This is a genomic window from Streptomyces sp. GB4-14, from assembly GCF_022696125.1.
In the GTDB taxonomy this organism is placed as follows: domain Bacteria; phylum Actinomycetota; class Actinomycetes; order Streptomycetales; family Streptomycetaceae; genus Streptomyces; species Streptomyces werraensis.
Map to the genome: position 1 here is coordinate 892,666 of NZ_RZHO01000002.1, position 17,812 is coordinate 910,477.

15 protein-coding genes and 1 riboswitch are annotated in these 17,812 nt (G+C 72.9%); of the genes, 10 read left to right on the forward strand and 5 right to left on the reverse strand.

Annotated features, from left to right (window positions below; translation table 11 throughout):
* Positions 1 to 383: 383 nt before the first annotated feature.
* Positions 384 to 504, forward strand: a riboswitch (cobalamin riboswitch).
* Between the two features lie 108 nt (positions 505 to 612).
* Genes ELQ39_RS05310 through ELQ39_RS05320 form a run of 3 tightly spaced genes read left to right on the forward strand, consistent with a single transcriptional unit; the run spans position 613 to position 3,472 of the window.
* A complete protein-coding gene (locus ELQ39_RS05310; RefSeq protein ID WP_242591177.1) occupies positions 613 to 1,578 on the forward strand; it encodes an ABC transporter substrate-binding protein in 966 nt (321 codons plus the stop codon).
* Positions 1,575 to 2,690, forward strand: a complete 1,116-nt coding sequence (locus ELQ39_RS05315) for a FecCD family ABC transporter permease (protein ID WP_242591178.1) — start codon at positions 1,575 to 1,577, stop codon at positions 2,688 to 2,690. Before ELQ39_RS05310 ends, ELQ39_RS05315 begins: the two co-directional genes overlap by 4 nt.
* Complete coding sequence (locus tag ELQ39_RS05320) at positions 2,687 to 3,472, forward strand: ABC transporter ATP-binding protein (RefSeq protein ID WP_242591179.1); 786 nt, start codon at positions 2,687 to 2,689, stop codon at positions 3,470 to 3,472. Before ELQ39_RS05315 ends, ELQ39_RS05320 begins: the two co-directional genes overlap by 4 nt.
* A gap of 118 nt (positions 3,473 to 3,590) precedes the next feature.
* On the opposite strand, the gene ELQ39_RS05325 is transcribed toward ELQ39_RS05320, so the two are convergent.
* Positions 3,591 to 5,237, reverse strand: a complete 1,647-nt coding sequence (locus tag ELQ39_RS05325; protein WP_242591180.1) for a glycoside hydrolase family 27 protein — start codon at positions 5,235 to 5,237, stop codon at positions 3,591 to 3,593.
* A gap of 308 nt (positions 5,238 to 5,545) precedes the next feature.
* On the opposite strand from ELQ39_RS05325, the gene ELQ39_RS05330 reads away from it, so the two are divergent.
* On the forward strand, positions 5,546 to 7,156 hold the full coding sequence (locus ELQ39_RS05330; RefSeq protein WP_242591181.1) for a glycoside hydrolase family 43 protein: 1,611 nt from the start codon (positions 5,546 to 5,548) through the stop codon (positions 7,154 to 7,156).
* Between the two features lie 155 nt (positions 7,157 to 7,311).
* Here the strand turns inward: ELQ39_RS05330 and ELQ39_RS05335 are convergent, their stop codons facing one another.
* Positions 7,312 to 8,325: a LacI family DNA-binding transcriptional regulator gene (locus ELQ39_RS05335; RefSeq protein WP_242591182.1), complete on the reverse strand. Its 1,014-nt coding sequence runs from the start codon at positions 8,323 to 8,325 to the stop codon at positions 7,312 to 7,314.
* 211 nt (positions 8,326 to 8,536) lie between these two features.
* Between ELQ39_RS05335 and ELQ39_RS05340 the strand changes: the two genes are divergently transcribed.
* Positions 8,537 to 9,502, forward strand: coding sequence for a glycoside hydrolase family 6 protein (locus tag ELQ39_RS05340; protein ID WP_242591183.1), 966 nt, complete (start codon positions 8,537 to 8,539; stop codon positions 9,500 to 9,502).
* Positions 9,503 to 9,561: 59 nt separating this feature from the next.
* On the opposite strand, the gene ELQ39_RS05345 is transcribed toward ELQ39_RS05340, so the two are convergent.
* Positions 9,562 to 10,713 carry a baeRF2 domain-containing protein gene (locus ELQ39_RS05345; protein WP_242591184.1) on the reverse strand — a complete coding sequence of 384 codons (1,152 nt, stop codon included), beginning with the start codon at positions 10,711 to 10,713 and terminating at the stop codon, positions 9,562 to 9,564.
* A 187-nt stretch (positions 10,714 to 10,900) separates the two neighbouring features.
* Here ELQ39_RS05345 and ELQ39_RS05350 point away from each other — a divergent pair, with 187 nt between their 5' ends.
* Positions 10,901 to 11,317 carry a CBS domain-containing protein gene (locus ELQ39_RS05350; RefSeq protein WP_189232012.1) on the forward strand — a complete coding sequence of 139 codons (417 nt, stop codon included), beginning with the start codon at positions 10,901 to 10,903 and terminating at the stop codon, positions 11,315 to 11,317.
* Between the two features lie 149 nt (positions 11,318 to 11,466).
* Here the strand turns inward: ELQ39_RS05350 and ELQ39_RS05355 are convergent, their stop codons facing one another.
* Positions 11,467 to 12,453: a MerR family transcriptional regulator gene (locus tag ELQ39_RS05355; RefSeq protein WP_242591185.1), complete on the reverse strand. Its 987-nt coding sequence runs from the start codon at positions 12,451 to 12,453 to the stop codon at positions 11,467 to 11,469.
* 117 nt (positions 12,454 to 12,570) lie between these two features.
* Here ELQ39_RS05355 and ELQ39_RS05360 point away from each other — a divergent pair, with 117 nt between their 5' ends.
* From ELQ39_RS05360 to ELQ39_RS05375, 4 genes are all read left to right on the forward strand, one after another.
* On the forward strand, positions 12,571 to 13,407 hold the full coding sequence (locus ELQ39_RS05360) for a DUF4397 domain-containing protein (RefSeq protein WP_242591186.1): 837 nt from the start codon (positions 12,571 to 12,573) through the stop codon (positions 13,405 to 13,407).
* A gap of 28 nt (positions 13,408 to 13,435) precedes the next feature.
* A complete protein-coding gene (locus ELQ39_RS05365) occupies positions 13,436 to 14,083 on the forward strand; it encodes a class F sortase (protein ID WP_242591187.1) in 648 nt (215 codons plus the stop codon).
* 223 nt (positions 14,084 to 14,306) lie between these two features.
* The gene (locus ELQ39_RS05370) at positions 14,307 to 14,681 is read left to right on the forward strand and encodes a hypothetical protein (RefSeq protein WP_190001456.1); all 375 of its coding nucleotides are present in this window, start codon (positions 14,307 to 14,309) and stop codon (positions 14,679 to 14,681) included.
* 203 nt (positions 14,682 to 14,884) lie between these two features.
* On the forward strand, positions 14,885 to 15,250 hold the full coding sequence (locus ELQ39_RS05375) for an ArsR/SmtB family transcription factor (protein WP_190001455.1): 366 nt from the start codon (positions 14,885 to 14,887) through the stop codon (positions 15,248 to 15,250).
* A gap of 114 nt (positions 15,251 to 15,364) precedes the next feature.
* Here ELQ39_RS05375 and ELQ39_RS05380 read toward each other — a convergent pair whose 3' ends face one another.
* Positions 15,365 to 17,590 (reverse strand): SWIM zinc finger family protein, encoded by a 2,226-nt coding sequence (locus tag ELQ39_RS05380; RefSeq protein WP_443334330.1) that lies wholly within the window; start codon positions 17,588 to 17,590, stop codon positions 15,365 to 15,367.
* Between the last annotated feature and the right edge of the window lie 222 nt (positions 17,591 to 17,812).

Below are 17,812 nucleotides of genomic sequence, written 5' to 3' on the forward strand. Positions count from 1 at the left end.
AATCCCACCCCACGTAATGCGGTAGAGAATCTGTCTGCCTGTCCCGTTGAAACCTCGACTCGCGGGCACAGATTTTGACCCGGCCGGAGCGCAACATTTCGGGAAGTCGGGGCGCGCCCGGGGTAAGGGCTGTTCCCGGAAGATGGTGCGGGCGGGTGTGGAGGCCAGGGTGGCTCCGGCAAGCGTCACGGCCCGTCTCCGGCGCACGCACGGAGGCGCGCGCAGGTGCGGACAGCGCGGCGTCGCCGCGGCTGGACAGCTGTTCCCGCAGGGCGGGGCCGGGCGGCACTGCCGGCGGGCTGGGCGTGCGGCCGGGGTTGTACGCCCTTTTGCCGTCGGCTCGGGGGACCGTAGGATCACTTGGTCATCGCCGCGACGGGAGACAGGAAGCCGGTGCGAATCCGGCACGGTCCCGCCACTGTGACCGGGGAGCGCCCCTCCGACATGCCACTGCGCGCCGCGCGGGAAGGCGGAGGGAACGTCGATCCGGGAGTCAGGACACTGGTCCGTCGCGGGCCCGTCCCGAGGAGCGCGGACTCCAGGAGGCTTCACGTGTCCCCTTCGTTCACCCCTGCCCGCACGCGCGGGGTCCTTCGTGGCACGGCCGCTGCCATGGCTCTTTCGTCCATGTTGCTGACCACCGGCTGTGATTCGTCCGACGCGAGCGGCGGGGACGCGAAGGCCACCGCGGCCGTGCCCGCGGGCTTCCCGGTCACCATCGCCAACTGCGGCGTCAGGACGACGTACGACAAGCCGCCGTCGCGGGCGGTCACCATCCACCAGCACCCAGCGGAACTCATGCTCGCCCTCGGTCTGAAGGACCGCATGGTCGGCACGGCCTTCCCCGACTCCGCCGTCCTGCCCGAGCTGAAGAAGGATTACGAGGCGATCCCCGAACTGGCGAAGAAGGAACCGTCGTTCGAGAGGGTCCTGGACGCCGAACCCGACTTCGTCTACGGCGGCTACGGCAGCGCCTTCGCCGAGAACGAAGGCCGCTCCCGCAAGGCGTTCGCCGACGCCGGCATCGACACCCACCTCAACCGCGAGTACTGCGGCGAGAAGCGGGTGACGATGAACGACACCTACGACGAGATCCGCACCATCGGCAAGATCTTCGGCGTGCCCGGCCGTGCGGACGAGCTGGTCGCCGCCCTGCAGGCACGGGTCGGCAAGACCGTCACCGCCGTCAAGGGCATGCCCCAGGTGTCCGTCTTCGTCTACGACAGCGGTGACAAGAGCGCCTTCACCGCGGGCGGCAAGAGCCTGGGCACCGAACTGATCCGGCTGGCAGGCGGCGAGAACGTCTTCGCCGACCTCGACGACGTCTTCGGCGACGTCTCCTGGGAGCAGGTCGTCGAGCGCAAGCCCGAGGTCATCGCCATCTACGACTACGCCGGCGCCGGTAGCGTCGAGGAGAAGAAGGAGTTCCTGCTCTCCCAGCCCGCGCTCGCCGGCGTACCCGCCGTCAGGAACAAGCGGTTCGTCGTCCTGCCGCTGACCGCCACCCTGGTCGGCATCCGCTCGGCCTACGCGGTCGAGGACCTGGCCCGCGGACTGCACCCCGAGAGCTTCCGGTGACGCAGGCCGCCACCGGCACGTCCACTGAGCGGACGGTTCACCAGTGGAAGGGCACCGGGGCAGGAACAGGCCGAACGCGGTCGGCCGTCACGCTGCCGGTCCTCGCCGCGTTGCTCGGCGTCTCCGTGACGGCGGGCCTCGCGATCGGCTCCGTGCATGTACCGCCGGGCCAGGTGTGGGGCATCGTGACGCACGCGCTGGGTGCCGACTGGCAGGAGCCGGACTGGTCACGGGCCCGGGAGACCATCGTGGTGGACGTGCGGGCGCCGCGGGTGCTGCTCGGGGCGGTCACCGGCGCCGGCCTGGCGGTGATCGGCACCGCGCTGCAGGCTCTCGTGCGCAACCCGCTCGCCGAGCCGTATCTGCTGGGCGTCTCCTCGGGGGCGTCGCTCGGCGCAGTCTCGGTGATCGTGTTCGGGGTCACCCTCTTCGGGCCGTTCTCCCTGTCGGTGGCCGCGTTCCTGGGCGCCCTGGGCGCGCTCCTGCTCGTGTACGCCACCGCCCGCACCGGCGGACGCATCACCTCGTCGCGGCTGGTGCTGTCCGGGGTGGCGATCGCGGCGGTGCTCACCGCGGTCCTCGATCTGCTGCTGCTCACCACCGACCGGGGCAACGAAACCCGCGCGGTCCTCGCCTGGACCCTCGGGGGCCTCGGCGGTGTCAACTGGGGCACGCTGTGGCTGCCGAGCACGGCCCTGCTGCTCGGTGTCGGCGTCCTCATGGCGCAGGCCCGCAATCTGAACCTGCTGCTGGCAGGCGAGGAGGCGGCGACCACGTTGGGGCTGGACGTGGCCCGCTTCCGCGCCCGGCTGTTCGTCGTGCTCTCCCTTGTCACGGGCGTGCTGGTCGCGGCGGCCGGACCGATCGGCTTCGTCGGCCTGATGATGCCCCACATCGTGCGCCTGTTCGTCGGCGGCGACCACCGCCGGGTCCTGCCGACGGCGGCACTCGGCGGAGCGGTCTTCCTCGTCTGGGCCGACATCGCCGCCCGGACGATCGCCGCACCGATGGAGATACCCGTCGGCGTCCTCACGGCCCTGTGCGGTGGCCCCTTCTTCCTGTGGCTGATGCGCCGGGACGCCCGGCGCGGCACCGATCGAGGAGTGGCATGACCGCGAGCGAACTGAGCGTCGACGGTGTCACGCTCACCGCCGGAGCCCGCCACCTGGTGCGCGACGTCTCCCTGACCGCCCGCCCGGGCGAGACCATCGGGCTCGTGGGCCCCAACGGCAGCGGAAAGTCCAGCCTTCTGCGCACCGTCTACCGCGTCCTGCGCCCCGACACCGGCCAGGTCCGGGTCGACGGGGGCGACGCCTGGTCGATGCCTGTGCGGCACATGGCCCGCACCGTGGCGGCGGTGGTCCAGGACTCGGCAGCCGACTTCGACCTCGCCGTCCGTGAGGTCGTCGCCATGGGCCGCACCCCGCACAAGCGTCTCCTCGCCGGCGACACCCCCGAGGACGCCGACCTCATCGACTCCGCACTCCGCGCGGTCGACGCCGCCCACCTGGCCGACCGTCCCTTCGACCGGCTCTCCGGCGGCGAGCGACAGCGCGTCCTCATCGCGCGCGCCCTCGCCCAGCAGCCCACCCTCCTGGTCCTCGACGAACCCACCAACCACCTCGACATCCGGCACCAACTGTCCGTACTCGGCGTCCTGCGGCGCCTGCCCTCAACCGTGCTGCTCGCCCTGCACGACCTCAACCTCGCCGCCTACTACTGCGACCGCCTCTACGTCCTGCACGACGGTGAGGTCACCGCCTCGGGACCGCCCGCCGAGATCCTCACCCCGCGGCTCCTGGCCGAGGTCTACGGAGTGGCGGCGGAAGTCGCCACCCATCCGCGCACGGGCGCCCCGCAGGTGACGTTCCTCCCCGAAGAGCCGCGCGGCTGAAGGGCCCACCCGGCACCGTCGGCGTCGACGGGCAGGGCTTGCGCACTGGATGCGGCAGCCGTGCGGGAGGCCGTGGCCGGGGTGCTGTCGCTCCGGCCACGGCCCGGTGCCGTGTCGCTCAGGCGCGGGTCCACTTCTGGTTGGCCTGGCCGTTGCAGGTCCACAGCACCAGCGGGGTCCCGTTGGCGGCGCCGGCCCCGTTGGCGTCGAGGCACAGTCCGGAGTGGACGTTGCGGATCGAGCCGTCGGAGCCGACGGTCCACTTCTGGTTGTTCTGGCCGTTGCAGGGCCAGGTGATGACACGGGTGCCGTTGGCGGTGCCCTGGTCGTAGGCGTCCAGGCACTTGTCGCCGTAGACGCGGATCTCGCCGCCCGCCCATGTGGTCCACAGCTGGTTGGCGGCCGTGTGGCAGTCCCAGAGCAGAGTCGCGGCACCGGCGGCCGTGGAGGCGTTGTCCACGTCCACGCAGCGGCCGGAGGCGTTGCCCCGCAGGCGTGAGGTGGTGGCGGCCAGGGGGCTGCCGCCGCTCACCCGGTACACGGCGACGCCGTGCGCGGGGACGCTCGCCGAGATCTGCCCGGACGTGCTCGACGTGCCGCCGGTCCACAGATCGGTGAGGGTGAAGGGCCCTCCGCCCAGACCGATCTGGGCGGCCGTCGTGGTGACCGTCGCCGCGCTCCCGCCCCGGTTGAACAGCCCCACCGCGACCGAACCGTCCGCCAGGGGCTTGGCGAACACCTCGATGTCGCCGTCGTCGCGCACCCTGCGTCCGCCCGCGCCCAGGGAGTCCTGGTTCACCGCCAGCAGACGCGGGTTGCGCAGGATGGCGCTGACGTCGGCGGACATCGTGCGGATGTCGTTGCCGGCCATCAGCGGGGCACTCATCAGCGCCCACAGGGCGAAGTGGGAGCGGGACTCGGTCAGCGACAGGCCGGGGCGGCCGACGACCAGCATGTCGGGGTCGTTCCAGTGCCCCGGGCCGGACTGTGCGGCCAGCGGCGCATTGACGTCCAGGACGTTGCCGACGCCCATCGGGTAGCTGTTGGTGTTGCCGTTCTGCCAGATGTCGAGCAGGTCCTCGGTCGTCCGCCACAGGTCGGCGACCTCGCCCCAGTTGTACGTGGACCCCGTGATGGCGTGGAAGCTGTTGGGGTTGATGCTGTAGACGATCGGCCGGCCGGTGGCGCGCAGGGCGTCACGCATCAGTGTGAACCGCGCGACCTGCTCGTCACGCGTGCCGCTCGAGGAACACCAGTCGTACTTGAGGTAGTCGACCCCCCACGATGCGAACGTGGCGGCGTCCTGGACCTCGTGGCCTCTGCTGCCCGTGGAGCCGGGGTAAGTGCCCACCGTCTGCGCGCAGGTGCGCTCGCCGGGCACCTGGTAGATGCCGAACTTCAGGCCCTTGCTGTGGATGTAGTCCCCGAGGGCCTTCATCCCGCTCGGGAACTTGGTCGGGTTGGCCCGCAGGTTGCCCTGCGCGTCGCGCTGCGGGTCGAACCAGCAGTCGTCGACCACGACGTACCGGTAACCGGCGTCCCGCATGCCCGAGGACACCATGGCATCGGCGGCCTGCCGGACCTGGGCCTCGGTGATTCCGCACCCGAAGCTGTTCCAGCTGTTCCACCCCAGCGGCGGGGTGAGCGCCGGACTGCCCGGCGCGGCCGTGGCGGTGGACTGCGCCGAGGCCGTCACGGACGCGGTCACCGTCAGCGCGGCGGCCGTGAGGAGGCGGAACAGTCGTCCGCGTAATCGTCTGGGCAACGGGACTCCTTCGACGGGAGGGGGAAGGAATGGTTCGAAATTTCGATCGCCGTTCGGAACTTTCGGACGCCCCACGGATACTAAAGAGACGGCCGCGACTGTCAACACCTCCCTGAGAAGCAGGAGGTGTCGCCTCCGCACCAGACGCTTCGAACTTTTCGAAGCGGCGCACGACTCGTGCGAGACGGGTTGACGGTGCAAGCCACCCTCCTATCATCCAGAATGCTCGACACCTCGCACCACGTTCGATATCTCGAATCTCGAGCGCCACAGAGCCGCTCCGACCGATGAACTCGAGGTGAACATCCATGGACCTGTCATGGTCACATCAGCATCTGACCCGACGCCGCACGCTCGCGGCCGCCACCGGCCTGGCCGCCGGCGCCCTCCTCCGCCCGGGGCCCGCCCTCGCGGCCGCGGCGCAGTACACGAACCCGGTGATCTGGCAGGACTTCGCGGACATCGACATCATGCGGGTCGGCGACACCTACTACGCCTCGGCCTCGACGATGCACTACTCGCCGGGCGCGCCCGTTCTGCGCTCGTACGACCTGGTGAACTGGGAGATCGCCGGCCATGCGGTACCCGTCCTCGACTTCGGCGCCAAGTACGACCTGAACGGCGCCCGCGGCTACGTCAGAGGAATCTGGGCATCGTCACTGGCCTACCGGCCCAGCAACAGGACCTTCTACTGGCTCGGCCAGATCGACTTCGCCCGGACGTACGTGTACACCGCCACCGCGGTGGAGGGGCCGTGGAGCAGGCTGACGACGATCAGCACCCCCTACTACGACGCCGGTCTGCTCGTCGACACCGACGACACCCTCTACGTGGCGTACGGCAACACCACCATCAGCGTGGCCCAGCTCTCGCCCGACGGCCGCAACCAGGTCCGTACGCAGGAGGTGTTCAGGACACCGTCCAGCGTCGGCACCCTGGAGGGCGCCCGCTTCTACAAGATCAACGGGCAGTACTACATCTTCCTGACCCGCCCCGCGAACGGCCAGTACATCCTCAAGTCGTCGAGCGGCCCCTTCGGCCCGTACACGATGCGGCAGGTCCTCCTCGACCTGCGCGGACCGATCCCCGGCGGCGGCGTCCCCCACCAGGGCGGGCTGGTGCGGACGCAGAGCGGCGCCTGGTACTACATGGCCTTCGTCGACGCCTACCCCGGCGGCCGCATGCCCGCCCTGGCGCCGGTCACCTGGACCGCGGACGGCTGGCCCGTCGTACAGCTCGTCAACGGCGGGTGGGGCACCACGTATCCCAGTCCGGCCCTGCCCGCTCCGCCCCGCCAGGTCACCCCCATGACCGGCGTCGACACCTTCGACGGTACGAGCCTGAAACCGCGATGGGAGTGGAATCACAACCCCGACAACACGAAGTGGTCGGTCGGCGACGGCCTGACGCTGCGGACCGCGACCGTCACCCACGACCTCTACTGGGCCCGCAACACCCTCACGCACCGCATCCAGGGCCCCACCTCCACCGCCACGGCCCAGCTCGACCACTCCGCGATGCGGGACGGCGACCGGGCGGGGCTTGCGCTGCTGCGCGACTCCTCCGCCTGGATCGGTCTCAAGCGCGACGGCGGCGCGACACGGGTGGTGATGGTCACCGGGCTGACCATGGACGGCAACTGGAACACCACCGGCACCGGCACCGAGATCGCGAGCGCGCCCGTCTCCGGCAGCCGCATCTGGTTGCGCGCGAACGCGGACATCCGACCCGGCGCACCGCGCCCCGGGACCTTCTCCTACAGCACCGACGGCATCACGTTCACCCGTCTCGGACCCGCCTTCTCCATGGGCAACGACTGGCGGTTCTTCATGGGCTACCGGTTCGCCCTCTTCAACCACGCCACTCAGGCCCTCGGCGGCGCGGTCCGCGTCACGCGGTTCGAGGTGTCCACGCCCTGAACCGATCCACCGACCGCACCGCCCGGCCGCCGCCCGGCCAGGAGAACCGTGAGCCCGCTGGAACGGCTCGGTCCCCCGACCGGCTCCCTGGAGGTCCCGCGCCCGTCCAAGGCGACTCGTTCGGACCTGGGTCCGCCCCTGCGGGCAGTGAGGAGTCAGGCGCTGGCCCGGACGGCCAGGCGGGTGGGGAGGACCAGCGGGGTGGGGTCCTGCCCGTTGACGAGCGCGACGAGCATGCGCGCCATCTCCCGTCCGAGGGCCTCCACGGGCTGATGGACGGTGGTGAGCGGCGGATCGGCGATCTGGGCGGCCGTCAGGTCGTCGAAGCCGACCACGGCGACGTCGGCGGGGACCCGCCGGCCGGCCTCCCGCAGGGTGCGCAGCGCTCCCGCCGCCATGTTGTCGTTGGCGGCGAACACTCCGTCCACGTCGGGGTGTCCGGCCAGCAGCGCGGCCATGGCGGCGGCTCCGCTGCGCTCCGTGAAGTCCCCCTCCAGCGGCGGGTACGGATCGAGACCGGCGCCCAGCATGGCGTCCCGGTAGCCGCGGTACCGGGCGCGCCCGGCCTCGGTGTCCAGACGCCCGCAGATCACCGCCACGCGCCTGCGGCCGAGTGAGACCAGATGCTCGGTCGCCTCGCGCGCTCCGCCGACGTTGTCCACGTCCACGTACCACCGGGGAGCCGAGCCGACCGGGCGCCCGCCGAACACGACGGGCATCTGCGCCTCGTCGGCCATCCGGGTCAGCGGATCGTCCTCGCGCAGCGCCATCAGCATCACACCGTCCGCGCCCCTGGCCCGCATGAGCTCCTCGACCCGCTTGCGGCCCCGGTCGGAAGCGGCCAGGCACAGCATCAGATGCAGGTCGGCCTCGTCCAGGGCGGCCGACGCCCCCACGATCACCCGGGCGAAAAAGGGATCGGCGAAGATCGACGGATCCTCTCCCGAGACGACCAGGGCGGCCGCTCCCGTCTGACGGGTGGCGAGCGCGCGGGCGGTCGGATTGGGTACGTAGCCGAGTTGCCGCACGGCCCGTTCGACAGCCTCGCGCTTGGCACGGCTGACGTGCGGGGCGTTGTTGAGGGCGCGGGAGGCCACGGAGCGGGAAACGCCGGCGCGTTCGGCCACCTCGTCGAGCGTCGGATGCCGACGCGGCGCTGCTTCTGCCATGGCTCGTGAGTCTTTCACAGGCCGGGGGCGCTTACGGGAGGCACGAGATGGGACCGCTTCCAGTCGAGTGACCCCTCCGGACCTTGCTTCCCGCGCCGTAAGTCCAATGCTGCACCAGCTATTGACAGCCCATCAGCTCGCCCACACGATTGGGACCGCTTCCAGTGGGAGCGCTCCCAAAGCGCAACTCCTCTGAAATCGAGGTACTGTCTTGAGCCGCAGACTCCGCAGCCTGATCGCAGCACTCTGTGCTCTGCCGCTGGCGTTCGCCGCCGCACCCTCCGCCCACGCGGCCGACCCCACCACCATGACCAGCGGGTTCTACGTGGACCCCGACTCCAGCGCGAAGAGGTGGGTGGCCGCCAACCCCGGCGACGGCCGGGCCGCCGCGATCAACGCCTCCATCGCCAACACCCCGATGGCCCGCTGGTTCGGCTCCTGGAGCGGAACCATCGGCACCGCCACAGGTGCGTACGTCGGGGCGGCGGACCAGCGGGACAAGCTGCCCGTGCTGGTCGCCTACAACATCTACAACCGCGACTACTGCGGAGGCCACTCCGCCGGCGGAGCCGCCTCGCCGTCCGCCTACGCCAACTGGATCGCCCAGTTCGCCGGCGGGATCGCCGGCCGCCCGGCCGTCGTCATCCTCGAACCGGACTCCCTCGGAGACTACGGCTGCATGACCCAGGCCCAGATCGACGAACGCGAGGCCATGCTCACCGGTGCCCTCGCCGAGTTCAACCGCCAGGCCCCCAACACCTGGGTCTACATGGACGCCGGCAACCCGCGCTGGGCCGACGCGGCGACCATGGCCCGGCGCCTCCACGAAGCCGGCCTCCGACAGGCCCACGGCTTCTCGCTCAACGTCTCCAACTACATCACCACCGCCGAGAACACCGCCTACGGCAACGCCGTCAACAACGAACTGGCCGCCCGCTACGGCTACACCAAGCCGTTCGTCGTGGACACCAGCCGCAACGGCAACGGCACCAACGGCCAGTGGTGCAACCCCTCCGGCCGCCGCATCGGTACGCCCACCCAGAAGGGCGGAGGCCCCGAGATGCTCCTGTGGATCAAGACTCCGGGCGAGTCCGACGGCAACTGCGGTGTCGGAACCGGCTCCACGGCCGGCCAGTTCCTCCCCGAGGTCGCCTACAAGATGATCTACGGCTACTGATCCGGGACTCCCCCGCCCACCCCGGTGACCGGCAGCCCGCCGGGGCGGGCGGGCACGCCCTATGCCGGAGTCGTCTCGTAGGTCCAGCGCAGAAGGGCGCCCAGGCCGCCTGTCGGAATGTCCGTGGCGTCCGCGCCGTCCTCGTCCGCCGGGGGGACGACCAGCACGTCGGCGGCGATGACGGCGGCTGCGCGCAGCAGTGCGTCGTCCGCCCGTACCGGCGTCGGATCGCTCTCCCCCAGGGTCCGGGCGTCGCTCCGGCGTGCCGCTACCTGGTCGGGCCGGGCGCCCACCCATGTCTCGCGGTCCAGTTCCGGTCCGTCGGGCCGGACGAGCAGCGTGTCGATGCGGTGTTCCCGGGCCGCTTCCACCAGTGCCGGGATGCCCTCCACCGCTTCCGTGGGCCGGTCGGTGCCCACGCGGCCGGCGCGGAAGCGGTCGAGCGCCTCCTCGACGCGGTGACGCGTGTACCGCCGCCGGGCCTGCTCGATGGCCTCCTCCAGCGCGGGGGAGGCGGAGCCGGCGGCGCGACCGCCGTGTTCGGTCTCCGTCGTGACCCGGCGGACCGCTTCGGGCAGCTTCTCGTGCACGGCCGGCCGCTCGCGGGGGTCACCGACCAGGACGACCAGGTCGGCACCGGATTCTTCGAAGGCCGCGTTCAGCGCTTCGGCGATCTCACCGGCGTTGTGCTCCCAGGTGTTCTCGACCTTGAGCTGGAAGTGCCGCTCGGACCAGTCGGACGAAGTCGTGCGGTGCACGGGGTGCTGCTGCCCCTCGACCTGGCCCGCGGACCGCGGACCGGCCGCCCCGCGCAGTTCGAGGTCGGCGCCCGTCCGGTCGATGTACGCCACGAGGCAGACGGGGTCCTGACCCGCCAGTTCCAGCAGCGGCGTCAGCCGGGGCAGCGGGGCCCAGCAGCTGATCTGCCGCCGCGGGGGCCGGGAGAGCCGGTGGGTGAGCACCACCTCGCCCCCGGCCGCGAAGACCACACGGCCCGCCGGGTCCTCCGCGGGCCCGATCCTCAGAAGAGCGTCACGCACCGCTTCCGTGGTGGCTGCGTCGGCACCCTCCTCCTCGAGCGTCCGGCACGCTTCGCGCACGGACAGCTCACGCCGCTTGGCACCCGACTCGTCGTTCTGCAGAGGGTCGAAGTACACGGTGGCCCACGGTCCCGGGCGGTCGAAGAGCGGTTGCAGGAAAGACAGCTGCACTTTTCCTCCTTCGGTCCGTTGCCGGCCGGGTGCCCGAAGCAGGGGGGAGACACACGGGAACCCGGTGACGAGAAAGGAGGGGCAGGAGCCGTTACCAGCCGTAGTGCTCGGGAACCCATGTCGCATCCGACCAGTCGCCGCCCCTCGGCCCGCGTGCCGGAGGCGGCACACCGAAGAAGGGAAGTCCATGACCAAGGCGCGAGACATCATGACCGGCGGAGCCGAATGCGTCGGCGCCGAGGAGACGGTGCTGGACGCGGCACGCAAGATGAAGGACCTCGGGGTCGGCGCCCTGCCGATCTGCGGCACCGACAACAAGCTGAAGGGTGTCCTGACCGACCGGGACATCGTGGTGAAGGTCTTGGGCGCCGGCAAGGACCCGGCCACCTGTCCGGCCGGGGAACTGGCCCAGGGCGAGGCCGTCACCATCGGTGCGGACGACGACGTGCAGGAGATCCTGCGCACCATGTCCGCGCACAAGGTGCGCCGCCTGCCGGTGATCGACGGGCACGACCTGGTCGGCATGGTCGCCCAGGCCGATGTCGCCCGCTCCCTGCCCGACCCCCAGGTCGGTGATCTGCTGCAGGCGCTGTCCACCGACTGACGCCGTCCCCGTCCCGGGCCTGCGACCACTGTGGGGGCGGATCGTCCCCGCTCCGGGCAGCCCCTCCTGGGCAGCGTCCACGTCCTCGCCAGCAGCCTCCGCGCACGCGGTGGCGGAGCCCGTCGGCGACGGGGTGACCCGCACGGTTCTCAGCGGGCCGCCAGGCCCTCCAGCGCCTGCACCGTGTCCGCCAGGCCATGGGGACGGGCCGTGCCCGGGACGGGGCGGCCCGACCAGCCGGGGCCGAGGGTGAGGACCAGAGGGCTGCGGCGGGCGCCTCGTACGCCCCATTCCATCGCCGCCACGTGCTGGGCCAGGGGGCGGCTCGCCGTCGTGCGGGACTGGGCCCACAGGGCGACCGCCGCCGGGCCGGTTCTGCGGACCGCCGCGATCAGGGACTCGACCGGGAGCGCGCCGCCGAACATCCGTACAGGGATGCCGCGTTCGGCCAGTGCGGCGTTCAGCACCTCGAGGGCGAGCGTGTGGTTCTCCCCCGGCACGCAGGCCAGGACGGTCGTCGCGCCCGGGCGGTCGGGGACCGTGTCCGGTGCGGCGCGGCGGAGGGCGCCCGAGACGTGCCAGGAGAGGAAGTGCTCCACCTCGACGTACCGCTCCCCCGACGACTCCCACTTGCGCCCCACGGCCTGCAGCGTCGGCACGATCACCTCCGTCCAGGCGGCGACCAGGCCGTGTTCCCGTATCGCGTCGAGCAGCAGCCGGTCGAGTGCGGCCGCGTCGAGGCGGAGGGCGGCGCGGGCGATGCCCTTGCACTCCTGGCGTGCGTCGTCCAGGCGCAGGCCGCTGCCCGCGCGGGAGGGAGGCACGGGTGTGGGTGCGGGGCGCGGTCGGGCGGACGGCTCCGGGCCGGCATCCGGTGCCGGCGCCGGCGTCTCCCGGGCCAGCCGTGCCGCCTCGGCCGGCGGGATGCCCGTCGCCGTGAGCGCGCACATCCGCTCCAGGCGGGCCACGTCCGCCGGGGTCCAGCGGCGGTGCCGGCCGCCGGTGTGACGGTCGGGGCCGAGGCCGTAGCGGTGGTCCCAGGTGCGGACCGTGGTCGGGGCGACGCCCAGGCGGCGCGCCACCTCGCCGGTGGTCAGTCCCCCACCGGATCCGGCGTCTTCCGTGCTCTCGCTCATGCCCCCACCGTACGTCTTACGACGCACAAACGACGCATGTTGTCTGCGTCGATTTACCGGATCGACGCTGGGCCCAGTCCCGCAGTGAGCGGCACTCCTTCGAAAGGGATGGTCCCCATGCGCTCCCGTTTCCCCGTCGCCGTCGCCGCCTCCACCGGTGCCTGCGCCCTCGCGCTCGGCGTCGCCGCACCCGCCATGGCCGCCCCCTCGGCCGAGCAGGACACGGCGATGGTCTCCGTCGTGCACGGCATCCCCGGCATGACGGTCGACGTGTACGCCAACGGCGACGAACTCCTCTCCGGCTTCGAGCCCGGCACGGTGACCGAGCCGCAGTCCCTCCAGGCCGGCACCTACGACATCCAGATCTTCGAGGCGGGCCAGGGCCCCGGCGGAGAGCCCGCCCTGGAGAAGAAGGTCGAGGTCGGCGAGGGCGACACCGCGACGATCGCCGCCCATCTCGGCGCCGACGGCACGCCCCGGCTGACCGCGTTCGCCGACGACGTCTCCAAGGTCGACGCGGGCAAGGGCCGGCTGACCGTACGCCACATCGCGGCCGCGCCCGCCGTGGACGTGCGCGCGGGCGGCGAGCCCGTCTTCACCGGTCTGACGAATCCGGACGAGGACACCGCCGTGGTCGACGCGGGCACCGTCGACGCCGACGTGGTCCTCGCCGGCACCGACACCGTGGCCGTCGGACCGGCCGACGTGAACGTGGCGGAGGGCGCCGGCACCGTCGTCTACGCCTGGGGCAGCGCCGAGGACAAGAACCTCGCCCTGGCCACGCAGAAGTTCAGCGGCATGGACTCCATGCCGAAGGCCGTCCACGCGGGCGGCGACGGCACCGCCGTGTCCGCCAACTCCACGAACTGGACGCCGGGTTGGGCCGTCGCCGGCGGCGCGGTCGCCGTGGCCGGCGTGCTGGCCGCCCGTCGCTCGGCGGGCAGGCGTGGGTGACACCTCGCGGCGGCGCGGGGGACCGGCCGTGGCGGTCGCCGTCCTGGCGGCCGTCGCGGCGGTGGTCCTCGGCGTGCTGGGGTCGGTGCAGGGGCGGCAACAGGCCGCCCCGCCCGTCGGCTTCGGCGCCGCACCGTCGGCGTCCGCCGGCGCTGCCGTCAAGCCGTCCGGCGCCGCGTCGCCGCCGTCCATGGCCGGCCGGACGGTCGTCCGGCAGGCCGCGCCCGCGCGTGTCCTCGTGCCCGGTGTCGGGCTCGACGCCCGGGTCGAGGGCGTCGGCGTGACCCCGCGGGGGGACATGACCGTCCCGGACGACCCGGCCGTGGCCGGCTGGTACCGGTACGGGCCCGCTCCCGGCAGTTCGGAGGGGTCGGCGGTGCTGGTGGGGCACCTCGACGGCGAGACGGGCGACCTGGGCGAGTTCGCCGCGCTCAGGGACGTACGGGCCGGGGACACCGTGGAGGTGCGGCGGGCGGGGGCCGAGCCCGTCGCCTACCGCGTCACCGCGCGCGCCACCGTCCCGAAGGACGAGCTGCCGCCGTCCGCCTTCCGCCGCTCCGGGCCGCCGGTGCTCACGCTCATCACCTGCGCGCCGCCGTTCGAGCCGGAACGCGGCGGTTACACCGCCAACCTCGTCGTGACGGCGGAGCCGGTGGACGCCCGCCAGGCCCGCTGAGTCATCTGATCGAGTCTGTCGTTGTCCGTTCGTTCGATGCCTTTTCGAACTGACTTCGACCAAACAGGCGTTCCCCGGCGCAAGCATGCGATCACCACAGATCATCCACGGAAATCCCCACGCTTCGACACGTTCTGTGCGCCTACCGTTCGAGCGCGGCCAGGGCGGAAGTGCTGCCCCTCGAGGCCGCCGCGACCACGTAACGACTGAGAGGCAGACGCCCGTGGCAACTGTGGAAGTGTCGCTGAAGGACATGATGACCAACGTCGAGGGGGCCCTGGGTGCGGCCGTCGTCGACTACTCGAGCGGCATGGCGCTGGGCACCCTGGGCGGAGGGAAGGACCTGGACCTGACCGTCGCGGCCGCCGGCAACACCGACGTGATCCGCGCCAAGGTGCGCACGATGGAACTGCTGGGCCTCACCGGGCAGATCGAGGACATCCTCATCACCCTGGAGTCCCAGTACCACCTGATCCGGCTGGTCACCGGCCGCAGCGGCAACGGCCTGTTCCTGTACCTCGTGCTGGACAAGTCCCGTTCGAACCTGGCGATGGCCCGCCACCAGCTCAAGCGGGTCGAGGAACAGCTGGAAGTGTGAGCCGCCCCGGGTCACGGCCGACGCGCGCCCACGATGTGAAGACTTCTTCAAGTCTCCACATGAACATGGTCCCAAGCCGTGGGCGCGTGTCACGCCCAGCCAGAAGGATCGGCGGCGAAGGACGGCACATCGTGCGGCGGCGCCCGCTCAGGGCGCCGCCGCACAGCGGAGACCATTCCCGACGCGGCAGGGAGCGCGCACCCATGCAAGTCCCCCTCTACCAGGCCAAGGCAGAGTTCTTCCGGATGCTGGGGCACCCGGTGCGCATCCGGGTGCTGGAGCTGTTGCAGCACGGGCCGGTGCCGGTGCGGGACCTGCTCGCCGACATCGACATCGAACCGTCCAGCCTTTCCCAGCAGCTGGCGGTACTGCGCCGGTCCGGCATCGTCGTCTCCGTACGGGAGGGCTCCACCGTGACGTACGCCCTCGCCGGCGGCGACGTCGCCGAACTGCTCCGCGCGGCCCGGCGGATCCTCACGGAACTGCTGGCCGGCCAGACCGAACTCCTCGCGGAACTGCGGCAGGTGGACGTACCGGTGCCGTCGGTGCCCGGGGGCGGGGAGGAATAGGGCGGGCGTGGGCGCCTCATGGGTGGGCCGCGTCGGTCGTGTGCCGTGGGGTCGAAACGGCCCGCGCCTTCGGAGGCGGGGCCGGCGAGCGTGTTCGGGGCGAGGTGCGTGCTGTCAGGCGTCGCCGAGGGTGTCCAGGCCGGTGAGGGCGCCGACCGGGTCGGGGTCAGGGGTGCCGCGCGGCCACCAGTCGTCCTGGCCCGGCTCCGACTCGTACGCGTACCAGAGGTGGTCGCGGCCCAGCCGGAGCTGGACGTGGCCCCGGGGGTGGGTGAGGCGGTTGCGCCACGGCCGGAAGGCGGGGAGGTCCGCCGCGAGCAACAGCGGGCGGGCGCGGTCGAAGCGGCCGGCCGGCGGGTCCCACGGCTCCTCCAGTACGGCCAGTCCGGTCGGGCCGCCCTGCCGCCACGCGGCGACCGCGCGCGCCAGGTCGCCGGGCGTGCGGCCGGCCGCGCGCGCCAGTGACGCGTACAGCGCGCGGGTGCCGGCGGTCAGCCCCGAGCCGGGGCGGGCTGCGGCCAGACGCACCGCGTCGTGCCACAGGGAGAGCGGGCCGACCGGGTCACGGCCCGTGGTGAGCAGGGCGTGCGCGCGGGCCGCCGCGTCGGTGGCGAGCTGGTCCAGCGCGAAGGGGTCCGGCCCGCCCGGGGACGCCGGGTAGACGGGCGGCTGCTCCGGGTGCGACGGAGGGGGCAACGGCGCGGGCAGCGGCGGGAGTTCGGGACCTCGGCGGGACACGGCGTCGGTGGCGCGCAGGCCCGGCAGCGGCTCCGGCTCCCGTCCCTGGGCCGCCCGTGCGGCGCGGGTCGCGCTGAGACGGGACAGCGCGTCGATCACCTCGCGCTCGCCGCGCCCGCGCAGCAGGAGCAGCACGAACGGGTCGGCGTCCAGCAGGCGGGCGGTCTGGTAGCAGAGGGCGGCCGCGTGCTTGCACGGGTGACCCGAGTCGGGGCAGCTGCAGCGGGGGGCGAGGTCGCCCGGGCCGGGGAGGAGAGGGACGCCGCAGTCGGCGAGGGACTGCGGCATCTCCTTGTCCAGCAGGGCCGCGATGTGACCTGGGCGGTCGGCCGCGGCGTCCAGGAAGCGGTCCCAGTCGGCGTCGTCGAACGTCCGCAGGCGTACCTGTACGCGGTAGGGGCGGGGGCGGCTGCCCTGCACGTACGCCAGGACCAGTCCCGGCGTGACGGTGATGGCGTCCACGTGCCCCTGCTCGGCGTAGCCGCGTCCCCGGGCGAGGCGGGCGGGGTCCAGCGCGCCGTCCTCCAACGCGGTGACCCACGCCCTCCCCCACCAGGTCGCGGCGAACGGTTCGCCGTCACCGGAGGGGCGGGGCGGGAACGGCGGGAAGGTACGGCGGTGGTCGCCGTCGCGCGTCGGGGCGGCCATGGAACGGGGGGTGGCGTGGTGCGCCGCCTGGGCGCCGGTCACGTCTCGCTGGGCGACGGGCGCGGGGCGGGCGGGCGGCTCCTGGAGGTCGCGGGCGGCGGCCGGTCCCCGCGGGTGGCCGGGGTCCGGTGCCCGGCGGCCGGAGGCGGAGGCCGGTCCTCGGCCGGGTGCGGCAGCCGGTCCCTCACCCGTGGCACCGGCCGGTCCGGCATCGGTGCCGGGTGCGGGTCCCCGGCCGGGGCCGGAATCGACCGCTCGGTCGAAGGCGGAGGCCCGCTCCTGGTCCGGGGCGGAAGCGGATTCCCCGCCGGGGGCAGGGGCCGGCCCCTCGACCGGGTCGCCAGCCGGTTCCCGGCCGCTGGCGGGGACCCGCGTCGCATCCCGGGTGGGAGCCGGCTCGTCGGAGGCGAGGGTGCCCGGCGGCTCAGCGGCGGGGCCGCGCCTCGGGACGTCCTCGGTGACGTGAGACGCCTCCACGCCGGGTGTCGGGTCCTCCGCCATGTCGGGCATGCGGAACGCGTCGGCGAGGGTCTCCCGGATCTCGCGCGCGTGGCGGTCGGCGGCGCGGTCACCTCGTGTGGTGCGGGGGATGCGCGGCGCGGGATCACGACGGGGACGCTTCGCCGCTTCCACCTGCTCGCGGGCGAGGGCTCGGGCCCGTTCCTCACGGGCGGCGCGCAACGCCTCCCGGGCGATGTCGCCGGGGCGGGAACCCTGGGGCGAGTCCGTGCCGGCTGTCGAGCCGGACACCTCGTGCCCGTCCTCGGCGTCGGCGGAACGGGGCCCGGCCCCGGCGGGGGCAGCCGCATCCTCTTCGTCGCGAGGAGCGCCCCCGGCGCGGGACGCGCCGGACGGGTCGGCGGAACCCTCCTCCGCGCGCGGACGCGTCCCGCCGGGCGCTTCTCCACCGGCGGCCGAGGACGGGGCCTGACGCTCGGTGTCCTGGGAGGACACCTTCCTCTCCCGCGGCGCCACGTCACCGGCGGCCGGCTCAGAGGTCGCCCGCGCATCCCCGGCCGACGCTCCACGTCGCGCCCGCCGAGCGCGGTGCAATGCCTCGCGCGCCGCATCGGACGGCCGGGGGCCCCGAACAGCCGGAGACGCCGCACCGGCCCGCGCGGCCCCCTCCCCCGAAGCCCCCGCACGCCGCAACGCCTCCCGCGCCGCGTCCGACGC

Coding starts and splice junctions, on each gene's coding strand:
- ELQ39_RS05350 (WP_189232012.1), top strand. CDS start 10,901: ATGACCAAGGCGCGAGACATCATGACCGGCGGAGCCGAATGCGTCGGC.
- ELQ39_RS05375 (WP_190001455.1), top strand. CDS start 14,885: ATGCAAGTCCCCCTCTACCAGGCCAAGGCAGAGTTCTTCCGGATGCTG.
- ELQ39_RS05360 (WP_242591186.1), top strand. CDS start 12,571: ATGCGCTCCCGTTTCCCCGTCGCCGTCGCCGCCTCCACCGGTGCCTGC.
- ELQ39_RS05335 (WP_242591182.1), bottom strand. CDS start 8,325: ATGGCAGAAGCAGCGCCGCGTCGGCATCCGACGCTCGACGAGGTGGCC.
- ELQ39_RS05355 (WP_242591185.1), bottom strand. CDS start 12,453: ATGAGCGAGAGCACGGAAGACGCCGGATCCGGTGGGGGACTGACCACC.
- ELQ39_RS05320 (WP_242591179.1), top strand. CDS start 2,687: ATGACCGCGAGCGAACTGAGCGTCGACGGTGTCACGCTCACCGCCGGA.
- ELQ39_RS05310 (WP_242591177.1), top strand. CDS start 613: ATGGCTCTTTCGTCCATGTTGCTGACCACCGGCTGTGATTCGTCCGAC.
- ELQ39_RS05330 (WP_242591181.1), top strand. CDS start 5,546: ATGGACCTGTCATGGTCACATCAGCATCTGACCCGACGCCGCACGCTC.